Annotated in this window: 9 protein-coding genes; all 9 read left to right on the forward strand. The window is 35.6% G+C overall.

The genetic code is table 11. The annotated features are described in order from the left end of the window. Positions 1–577 precede the first annotated feature (577 nt). The 9 genes from DWZ44_RS13465 to DWZ44_RS13505 all read left to right on the forward strand — a co-directional run bounded on the left by DWZ44_RS13465 (position 578) and on the right by DWZ44_RS13505 (position 10997). Positions 578–1717 (forward strand): hypothetical protein, encoded by a 1140-nt coding sequence (locus tag DWZ44_RS13465; RefSeq protein WP_055226864.1) that lies wholly within the window; start codon positions 578–580, stop codon positions 1715–1717. Between the two features lie 466 nt (positions 1718–2183). Further along, entirely contained in the window at positions 2184–2450 is a 267-nt protein-coding gene (locus tag DWZ44_RS13470; RefSeq protein WP_055226866.1) for a hypothetical protein, read from the forward strand. Continuing rightward, positions 2443–3849 (forward strand): Cys-rich peptide radical SAM maturase CcpM, encoded by a 1407-nt coding sequence (ccpM, locus tag DWZ44_RS13475; RefSeq protein WP_055265672.1) that lies wholly within the window; start codon positions 2443–2445, stop codon positions 3847–3849. Before DWZ44_RS13470 ends, ccpM begins: the two co-directional genes overlap by 8 nt. 2 nt (positions 3850–3851) lie before the next feature. Continuing rightward, positions 3852–4895 (forward strand): DUF1611 domain-containing protein, encoded by a 1044-nt coding sequence (locus DWZ44_RS13480; protein ID WP_055226872.1) that lies wholly within the window; start codon positions 3852–3854, stop codon positions 4893–4895. Between the two features lie 141 nt (positions 4896–5036). Next, complete coding sequence (locus tag DWZ44_RS13485; protein WP_158554998.1) at positions 5037–6446, forward strand: ABC transporter permease; 1410 nt, start codon at positions 5037–5039, stop codon at positions 6444–6446. 6 nt (positions 6447–6452) lie between these two features. Next, positions 6453–7346 carry a leucine-rich repeat domain-containing protein gene (locus DWZ44_RS13490; RefSeq protein ID WP_117805073.1) on the forward strand — a complete coding sequence of 298 codons (894 nt, stop codon included), beginning with the start codon at positions 6453–6455 and terminating at the stop codon, positions 7344–7346. 20 nt (positions 7347–7366) lie between these two features. After that, positions 7367–9043, forward strand: a complete 1677-nt coding sequence (locus DWZ44_RS13495) for an ABC transporter ATP-binding protein (protein WP_055226874.1) — start codon at positions 7367–7369, stop codon at positions 9041–9043. A gap of 31 nt (positions 9044–9074) precedes the next feature. After that, on the forward strand, positions 9075–9740 hold the full coding sequence (locus tag DWZ44_RS13500; protein ID WP_055226876.1) for an ABC transporter ATP-binding protein: 666 nt from the start codon (positions 9075–9077) through the stop codon (positions 9738–9740). Between the two features lie 24 nt (positions 9741–9764). Then, positions 9765–10997: an ABC transporter permease gene (locus tag DWZ44_RS13505; protein WP_055226878.1), complete on the forward strand. Its 1233-nt coding sequence runs from the start codon at positions 9765–9767 to the stop codon at positions 10995–10997. The last annotated feature ends 152 nt before the right edge of the window (positions 10998–11149 follow it).

The following is an 11149-nucleotide window of genomic DNA, read 5'->3' on the forward strand; positions in this document are numbered from 1 at the left end:
CCGGGGTGCGGGGCTGTGATTTGGGTGGGGCGGAGACCTTGGCGTGGATGGGACGGAACGGGGGAGCACCGAGACAATTCGTCAGGAAAACTGATGTTTTCCCGACTCAGTGTCTCTTGAAATCCGGCTTTGTGAGCCGGATTTCATCTCCCCCGTTCCGTCCCGTCCGCGTCAGGTTCCGCTCCCACCCAAATCAATGCCCCGCGCCCCGGCACGTTTCTCCCCTCCCACCGCATCCGCCGCCCACACGCCGACCGCTTTTTCTCTGAAGTTGAGAGCGGAAGAATCTGCTAGATAGAAGGGGATAAGAATGGAAATGAAAGAACAAATAGGATATTAGTGGAAAAAGTTGAGAGTTGTGGAAAATATGGGGGTTGAACTGATATGAAAAGAAATATCTATAAATATACGTATTTATATAAAAAAAATTACATGTTTTTGTGAAAAAAATATTTATGTGAATTTATAATGAATAAAAACTGAAAATATGTACAAAAAGCACATTGAAAAAAGAAGAAATATAGATATAATGTAAGTATGTAGACGAAAAAGAAAAGCTGAACAAGACTATTTGCATATGAAAAATAAAAAAAACGATGGAAAATATGTAATTATAGATGACGGGACAGCAGGGGGGCTGTTTCTGAGTGAGAATGAATACTATGTTGATGAGAATAAAAAAGTTGTTTTGTGCAATTCTGAAAAAAAAGATAATCTGTTTAGAAAGAGATATAAACTAACACATGGCGATAAGTGTTATAGTATCATCAAATATTTTTGCCCAGAGGTAGAATTTATCTCTATAAAAATTATGGAAACAGGGGAAAGAGGTAGCATTGATTCATTCAAAGCGGCGTTAGAATGGTGCTTAAAAGAAAAGATAAAACTTGTGCATATGAGTGTTGGAACAACAAATTATATAGATGCAAAAAAGATAGAAAATATTATAAAACAAATGGTTTCTAATAAAATGATATTATGTGCAGCGCTATCAAATACAAACTTTCCTACATGGCCGGCATGCTTTGATGGGGTTTTCGGGGTAAGAAATTATATTGCTAAATTGCAGGAAAAAGAAATTTCGGTGTCTAAATCATTTCCTTTTTCGGAAATGAATTCGATACAGTTAAATTTTGATGACGTTTTAAAGAAGATTGTTGGGAAAGAATACAAATCAAATAGTTTTGCAGCTCCGATTATTACTGTGCTTTTGATATGTTATTTAAGGAAAAATAAAAAAGGTTCATACCAAGATGCAAAAAAATTTATTATGAATCATATAAACAAATGTATCTATGAAAAAGAATTGGAATGGAATGGGATTGTGAATAATAAAGCGTGGTCAATTCCGATAATTTTAACACGTACTGTTATTGGGGCAAAGTTGTTATATGAGTGTTTTGGGAAGGAAGACTATGAGTGTATAGTATTAACATCAGAAAAGAACCTAAAAGAGTCTTGCGTGGCAGAAATTCCATTAGAATTTTATACGCATGGGAATGTGACAGAGACGTTAATAATGGCAGTAAATACAATATACAATCCAGATGTGCTTATTATTCAAACGGATAAAAATATATTTGAAAGTAATAGTTTGATAGATTTTGAGGTTTTTGATAAAAAAGGATGGAATGTGAAAACAAGGATGGAGCAAATGCAGTTTGAAAATTGTTATAACGCATATAAATGGATAATAATGCAACTTTTAGACGACTAAAATTTACTGGATTACTTTTGCGATCGCAATGGGTAATAAAATTATGCTCGAAGGGAGGTATTCAAATGAAGAAAACGCTTAAAAAGAAAGAACATAAGGGAAGAAATAATGTGAGTGTTTATGCAAATGGACCGTGTTCATGCACATGCTTTTCTACGTGTGGGTCTGCCTATGTTCAGAAAGCTCAGGCGCAGAATCAGTTATACACAAGTGTATTTGGATCTAATGCTAATCACTAAAATGTAAGAAAGATGAGGGCTGCTACAGTGTTAATTAGTGGTAGTCCTCTAGTCCTCATTTTAATTAGAGGATAAGTTTAAAAGTTGATTTAAGCATTATAAAAAATCGTTTAAGAATATGGCTAGAAGTATTATAGATCCTTTGAAATAGCGTTTGTTAAAATGTTGATATGTTTGTTGTAGAGTAAAAATGCTGACAATAGTAGATTTGATGAAAGAGAATAGAAATGATAGAAGAAAAAGTGAAAGATATATTAAAGAAATATAGAAATTTAGAACAGAAAAAAGACTGGAAAAATCAAAAGCTTTTAGGAAATGATCTAAAATTCAGCGCAAGAGATTTGATAAATGTATATGTGGAGTTAGAAAAAGAATTTGATATTCATTTTAAGGAAAAAGATATTGTGGCTGGAAAATTTGATACATTTGATGACATAATAAAATTGATTAACAAAGAAATAGCATATAAAACAAGAGGAAAAGAACATGCATAAACCATTTATTCATTGTTTCAAAACTGCAAAAGAATATTATGTATATGATGTGAATACTGATAAAATTATTCAGGTGTCTTTCGAAACATATAATTTTTTGGAAAACAATATTTGGGATGAAAAAGCGGAAAGAGAAATAGAAAAGCTAATAAATGAAGGATATTTGAAAAGAACGCGGGTAGAAGAGGTAAAACATTTTGCTACGGACTTTTTAGAATCTTATTTAGAAAATAGAATGAATCAGTTAGTTTTGCAAGTGACACAAAAATGTAATTTGCGTTGCAGTTATTGTGTTTATTCTGGTGATTACAAAAATAGAAATCATAGTCAAAAAGAAATGAGCTGGGAAACTGCAAAAGAAGCAGTAGATTATTTGTATGGGCATTCGATGTCTAGCGAAGACATATATATATCATTTTATGGCGGAGAGCCATTATTAATGTTCAGATTGATAAAAGAAGTAGTTGAGTATGTGAAGAGAGAATATTGCCAAAGAACGGTACATTTTAATTTGACCACTAATGGAACGTTGTTTACACCAGAAATTGTTCAGTATTTTATTAAAAATAATATACAAATTATGTTTAGTTTGGATGGGCCTAAAGAAGTGCACGATAAAAATAGAATATTTGCAGGAAGTAATAGAGGATCATTTGAAAAATTGAGAGATAGCATGAAAATGATATATAGTATGGACAGAAAATATTATAAAAAAAATGTGTCTTTCAACACAGTGTTAGATCCCCAAAATGAGTTAAGAACAATATATGAGTTTTTGGATAAAGATAGGCTGATTTCGAAAAATTTGAGTAGAATATCTGTTTTGAATGATAATTATACGGATAAACAATGTGAATTTAGCGGAGAATTTGTTGAAGAACAGGAATATGAATATTTTAAATGTTTTCTTTCAAAATTAAAACGAATTAATGAAAAATTTGTGGCTAGAGCAGTAAAAGAAGAATTTGATAATGAAATGAGAGAAATTAAACAACATGAGGAAAAAATGCAAGAAGAGATTTCAAAGGTAAATCATCATAGTGGTCCCTGTATTCCAGGCGCGAAAAAAATTTTTGTAACAGCAGAAGGAAATATATATCCGTGTGAGCGAGTGAGTGAAATATCAGAAGTTTCCAAAATAGGTGATATAAAAAAAGGAATAGATAAAAACAAAGTGTTAAATTTGCTAAATATAGAACGATATTCGCAAGACCGGTGTAAGGATTGTTGGGCATATCAACATTGCACAATTTGTATAGCATGTGCAGATGACACTAAAAATATTTCAAATAAAGAAATAGAAAAACATTGCTGGAAGGTTAGAGGGGGATTTGAAGAGGCAATGAAAAATTACTGTACTTTAAAAGAACTTGGTTATAAATTTGAGGAGTATGAATGAAAATGTTAAAAAGAGTAGGTATATTTCCGGTAGATCAAGAAAGTATAACACTATTTGAGAACATACATGAATGTAGATATGGTGAAATTATGCATATTGCTTCAATAAAAGCATGGGGACTTTGCGGGAAAAAAATTCAACGTTGTGATGGTAGTGAGATAATAATAGAGGAGGGAATAGGTAATATTATAAAAGAATGTGAAGTGTTAATTCTTCTTGAAAGTTGGCACGATGCATCGCCTGAATATATAAAGAGCGTGGTGAAAACAGCAAAGCAGAAATCCATAACGATAGTTTCTATTAATAATATCAGGAACAGTTTAGAGATAGATCAGCATTATGAAAATGTCGTTGTTGCTAAAAAATTAAAAATTCAAAAAAAGTGTGACGATTTAAGAGTAAGAAAGATAAATATTCCGGTTATTTGCGTTTTGGGTTTGACACAAAATAGTGGAAAATTGAAAATGGAATTAGAACTGCAAAAATGTTTGAAACAAAAAGGATATAAAGTTGCAGCAATTGTTTCTGGATTAAATGGATTAATTGGGAAAGATACATTTTGCTTTGAAAAGAAATATTTAAATGGGAAAAATAGGAATGAAGAGATAATTATAAATATAAATGCGGCTGTAAAGCGGTTAGAACAAGATTATGATATTGTAATTGTTGGGATACCAGGAGCATGTCTCTCGTTTAATCCACAATATTCTAATGATTTTGGCATTACTACACAATTGTTTATGTGTGCAATAGAACCAGATTATAGTGTTTTGATGCTACCATATATGCGCTATGAAGAAGCGTTTATTAGTCATGTTAAAGATGAGGTTCAAAAAAGATATGATATTACAATTAATGATATTGGAATATCAGAATTTGCAATTGATATGGATGCGAGTTTTGAACAAAAAAAGATGTGTTTTTTAAAATTAATTGACAAGGAAAGGGATTTTGAGCATTTGAAAAAAATATCAGTTGTTGATATTAAAAGTGATTCTCAAATAGAAAAATTGAGCGATAGGATTATTTGGACACTTGAAAATTAAACATAAGCTTGTCGCATTTTGAAATATATAGGGGGAAGAAAGAATATGTTGAAAAGAGCGAGCAGAAAATTAAGAAGTACTCCTGCGAAAACATTGATGTATATCATACTGTTTTTAGTACTTTTCCTGGCGATATTTTCTATGCTGATGATTGGAATTGCAAGTGGAAATAAAGTGAAAAGAGCACAGGAAACATTGGCCAACTCTATTACTCTGCGCGGGCCGGCCGAGGGAGAAGCTGGAAAATCATGTACTGTATATGCGATCCCGTCCGCAATCGTAGAAAAGTTCATTGACAGCAATTATGTTCAGGGGTACACCATGGAAGCGGGAACATATTGGCTTGATCCGGTGGATACGGAAACATATATCAGCGAGGAGACACAACAGCGCCTAAAAGGTTATCTGAAAGATTCAGGCATGTATACGATGACGGCTGTTGGAACACTGGACTGCGCATACGATACCTATTTTCTGGCAAAGGGTTACAGGATTGTGGAAGGAAGCGGACTGAGCTACGGAGAACGGGGCAAATACGAAGCTGTGGTAGGAGAAAAATACGCCGAAAAAAATCATCTCCATGTGGGCGATACTGTTAAATATAAAATGGAGCAGGGAACGATCGAATACTATAAAGTAAGTGCCCCGGAAGAAATTAGTTTCAAAATTCGAGGCATTTACAGAACTCCAGAGGTTTATCAGTCCGATTCCGTTGTGAATGACTGGCACAATAATTTAATTTTTATTCCACTGGATATTTTCTGCGAGTATTCTATGAAAGCATTAAAAATTCAAAATGTGGGATTTAATACAGTTACGGTCTATTTGAAAGATACAAAATCAGTTGAACCATTCATAGAAGAAACAAAAAACAAAATAAAAATAGGAAGTGTGGATGATGTTGTACAGACCGATGAAAATGGAATACGTTCCAGCGTAAAGCCAATGGTAATATCACAGCAGGATTTGGAATCTGGAGAATGGTCCTATCAGTTGATTCGAAACAAGGAATGGTATGAGATGGTTGCGAAACCTGTTGAAAAATTGAATCGTCTGATAGGATATATGATCGTAGGATTTGTGACTGCCGGAATTTTACTGTTCGGCATTCTGACCAGCCTGTCAGTCAAAGGGCGAAAACGTGAGATTGGAATTTTACTTTCGATGGGGGAACACAGAAAAAGGATTTTAGGACAGTTCGTTTTGGAGAATTTGGTTCCGGTTTTGATTGCCCTGGTTTTTGCGGCGCTGTGTGCGACACCAACAGCAGAGTATTTCGCAGATCGGATGATTTCGAATCAGGCTGAGAAAGTGGAGCAGGAAAATGAAGATCTGTCGGGAAATATTAAAAACGCGCTCCCGACAAGCGAAATAGCTGCGTATGAATCAACGGGAGTAACTGTTGATACGGATTTGTCCATTGAGTGGAACTGGAAAATCATGACGGGGATGATTCTTGGTATTTTAGATCTTTTCCTTTTGATATTAATTCTGCAAGTCGGCAAAATAACTAGAGAAAGCCCGGCATCTATATTGCTGGACAGAAAGTAGGTGTTCATGAAGAAAAAAAGAATGATAGTGATCGTAGCGATGGTTCTGGTGCTGGTATGGCGGGAAGACGTTTTTGCAGTGGAATCTGGAACGACACAGGTTTCGCTACAGGCAGACTGGCTCCAAGAGGGAGATTACCAGTATAGCGTGGAAGAAGATGAAACTGTAACTTTACGAAACTATATCGGGACGGAAAGCGTGATTGTCACACCGAAAGAAGTAGGTGGGAAAGAAGTGACGAGAATCGGAGATTCCTGCTTTTTGAGAAAAACGGATCTTCGGGCAGTGCAGATATCCGAAGGCATTGTTGAAATCGGGGAATCTGCCTTTGCGGAAGATGGTCAGTACAGTGATACAACTGCTGGGTTTATCAGCATTGTAATGCCAAAAACACTAAAAAAGGTAGGAAAAAGCGCATTTCAGGGAACTAGAATCACACAGATTTATTTTTATGATGGTTTAGAGAGCATTGGTGATAATGCCTTTATGTATTGCTCTTCTTTGTCAAAAATACGGATTCCAGATAGCGTGGAGAAAGTAGGACAATTTTTATTTTTGGGAGCTGGAAAACCCTATGAAGAAAGTCAAGATAGTGCGATGAAGATTTTTGGCGGAAAAATAGCGGAAGAACTTGCAAAAGATAATCAAAGAGCCGAATATGGTGGTGAAGAAATGCAGGAAATTTCGATCCAGTATTGGCTTGAGAAGAAGGAGAATGAAACGAAAGAAGAGGTTATAGGACAAAAATATTTTGATAAAAATGATACAGGCTTTGAAAAAGTATTTTTTAAGGCTCCTTCGAGTGGAGAAAAGCAAAGTGGGAAAATAGTCTGGATGGACATATTTCTTGGGGTGTGTATGGTTGGACTAATAGGAATCAGTGTTTGCTTAAAGGATTAAAAATATTATATTTGTGAACAATGAAGAAAATAATAGAGAATAATAAATGTTTATATTTTTTAAAAGAGTTACTCAAATATAAAAAAGAAATAGGTATTTTGAGTATAAGCACTATTGTTTCTACAGTAACTGTATTTCTGCAACCATTATTGATAAAACAGATCACAGACATCGGAATACTCGAAAAAAATATGCCCCAAATTGTTAATGGAGTAGCCGGTTTATTTGTTTGTGTGCTGGTATATTTAATGATTGAAGTTGTGCAGGCAAAAACTTTTGCAGAAATACATAATTCATTCTATAAGAACTTGTATTGCAATGTATTTCGAAAATTATTGCATTTAAAAAAACATTATTTTCAAATGAAAAATAGTATGGAAATAGTGCAAATGTTACAATGCGATGTATCTCAGGTTGCGTCTATGACAGATAGATATGTAGTGATGAGCTTTTCGTATGTTTTTCGTGTAATTAGTGGACTTGCTGGACTTATGCTGTTGAGTCCTGAACTGTTATGCATTGTAGTGATAGTAATTCCAGTGAAATACGTGTTAGTAAAATGTCTTGCTAAAAAGCGTGAGAAAAACATGAAAATGTATATTCAAGTTGAGCAACAATTTGGAGGATGGCTTGGCGATACAATTAATACTGTGGAAGAAATTAAATTGTGGAATCTATATGAATTAAGAAAATGCGAATTTTTAAAACAGATTTGTAAATCGTTAGCGGTTGAAATGAAAGGAACCATGATTGAGACATGGAATATTTTTGGGGATGCTGTTTTAGAGTGGGGTGTAACAATTCTTATTTATTTAGTTGGTGGATATTTGGTGTTCGTGGGAAAAATTTCCATAGGTTCAGTTTTTGCTTTTGTTTCTTATTCTAGTTATGTTACAAGACCGGTAAATAGTTTAATTGATCTGCGTATGCATTTTGCAAGTGTCAAACCGTCCGCTGAACGACTTTATACATTTTTGAATATGGAAGAGGAACGAAGTGGAAGTAAAAGAGTGGAAAAAGAGATTTCGCCAATATTAGAATTTAAAAATGTGAGATTTCAGTATACAAAGGATAGGGAAGTGTTAAAGAAAGTATCTTTTAAACTTGAGCCGGGAGAAAAAGTGGCTATTATTGGAAAAAATGGAAGTGGAAAATCAACAATTTTGGAATTACTATTACGATTTTATGAACCGGAAGAAGGAGAAATTTTATGTAATGGTGAAAATATAAAAGTGCTAAAATTATCAGAATACCGAAGCCTTTTTTCTGTTGTGAGTCAGAAATCAGCGTTGTTTTTGGGGGACATTGTGCAGAATATAGATTTGGAGGGGAAAGCAGACAGACAAAAACTGAATGAGGTACTAAGGAAAAGTGGCGTGAAAAAATACTTGCAACGTTTTCCAGAAAAAGAAAAAACACAAATAGGAGATGATGGAGCATTTCTTTCAGGAGGAGAAAGACAAAAGCTTGTGGTTGCACGGGCACTATTGAAAGATGCGCCGGTTATGCTTTTTGATGAAGCGTCCAGTGGATTTGATGTAGAAGCCAATGAATATCTTTATAAAATTATAACAGAAGAAATGCCGGAAAAATCTGTGATTTTTATTACACATCATTATGATAAACTGGAAAAATTTGATAAAGTATATTTGGTAAAAGATGGGTTTCTTACGGAAGTGAGAACTGGAAAAATGTAGAGGCGACTAGATTATAGTAGAAAGGAACAATATGGCAGAACTGGAATTAAAAGAGGTAAGCTATTTTTACGAGAGCGGCGGAAAGAGAATTGATATTTTGGATAAAGCCAGCTATTCATTTGAGAAGGGTACTCTTTACACGATTGTTGGTCCTTCTGGATCGGGGAAAACAACGACGCTGACTTTGGCGGGTGCGCTGGAAGAACCTAAGAGCGGCTGCGTGTGCTTTGAAGGAAAAGATATCCGGGAAATTGGCTATACAAGATATCGAAACAGCAAGATTGGAATTGTGTTTCAGGCGTATAATCTGCTGCCTTATCTGACCCCGCTGGAGAATGTGCTGGCGGCAATGGAAATTACGTCAAATCCGATTAAAAACAAAAAAGAACGGGCGCGGGAACTTCTGACACGAATGGGAATTACAGAAGATCAGATGAACCGCAATATCAATAAACTTTCAGGAGGCGAACAGCAGCGCGTAGCGATTGCGCGTGCGATTTCGACAAATGCAGAGGTGATTCTTGCGGATGAGCCGACGGGAAATCTGGACGTTGATACGGCGGCTGGCATTGTGAAAATTTTCAAAGAGCTGGCTCATGAAGATAAGAAATGTGTAATAGCAGTTACACATTCGGAAGCATTTGCCGCGGAGGCAGATGTGGTGGTACGGCTGGAAAAGAAAAAATTGCAGGATTAAACATGAGGGGGAGGGAAAGTTTTTATGAACTGGATCAAAAGAGCATTTCGCAGTATTTCTTATCATAAAAAAAATACAATTCTGATGTTTTTAAGTTTCCTGATTTTATCCATCCTGATCCTGTTTGGCTTATGTATCCGCGCGGCAAGTCGGGAACGGATATGGGAGATTCGGACGAGCATCGGAGGAAGCGTGCTTGTATCGAATGAGCGTCAGATATACAGTGAAGAGCCGCGCGGTGTGAATTCGATTTCACATCAAAAATATTTGGAACTCTGCGCTGATGAAAGAATTCGGTTTGGCAGCTGTAATACGGTGACAGCTGCTCTGGCGGATAACTTTACAGCTGAAATTATGGACGGACAGGAAGAAAATGGAACAGAAAATATTTATGTGGAGGGATCATCTGATCCTGTCGAGTATTTTAGTTCTGTTTCTTCTGTAGTTACACTGATTTCGGGACATGTACCGCAGAATGCAGAAGAAGCGGTAGTCAGTGATGGGATTGCGGAACGGAATGGACTGGGAATAGGAGATACCATAGCTGTTCTTTCACCATACACAAAGGAGCGGTATACATTTAAAATCAGTGGTATTTACAGTACGAACGAGGCAGCTTACAGTGGAAATGTGGTATATAATAACCCAGCAAATGCTATCTATACCCTGGATACACCAGTTTATGAGATGAATGAAAATGATAATGTAAAAGAAATTACATTGCAGTTGAAGGACCCGGAAGAAGGAAGAGCGTTTGCTGAAGATGCGAAAAAAATGCCGGAATATATCAAAGAAGAATATGATATGGACTATACGGTAAATGTTTCAGCTTATAAAGCGGTGGCCGACAGCCTGAAGAGCCTGGCAGGGATTTCGAATCTCATGGTGATAGTTTCCGTAATCCTTGGAACTATCACATTAAGTTTTTTGATTCTTATGAATTTGCGGGATCGCATGTTTGAGATTGGCATTCTTCTTTCTGTTGGAGAAACAAAGATGCGGATTATGCTGCAGATGTTGATGGAATCTTTTTGCCCGGTATTGCTGGCAATTACAGCGGGGGTAATTTTTTCTTATCCTTTGGCGAATGTGATAAAAATAGCTGTAGATCTTTCGAACGGTGTGCAGGCTGCAATTAAGACACAGCAGATTATAATATTGTATCTTTGTGGAATGGGGGTTGTGCTGGCTTCTTCTATGGTTATGGTATACCAGATTGTACGATATCAGCCGAAAAAGATTTTGATGATGGAGTAAAAAAAGAAATAGTCAGATAAAATACTGAATATGCAGAATTGACCGTATTTTTCTAAAAATAAGAAAATTCGAAAAAAGGTGTTGACTTTTGCTTTCGGGGGTGTTATTATAACTAAGCTGTCAGCGAGAGCTACAGTGAATGAGTTCTTTTG

Origin of the sequence: Blautia sp. AF32-4BH (genome assembly GCF_003460565.1) — a bacterium.
Taxonomy (GTDB): domain Bacteria; phylum Bacillota; class Clostridia; order Lachnospirales; family Lachnospiraceae; genus Fusicatenibacter; species Fusicatenibacter saccharivorans.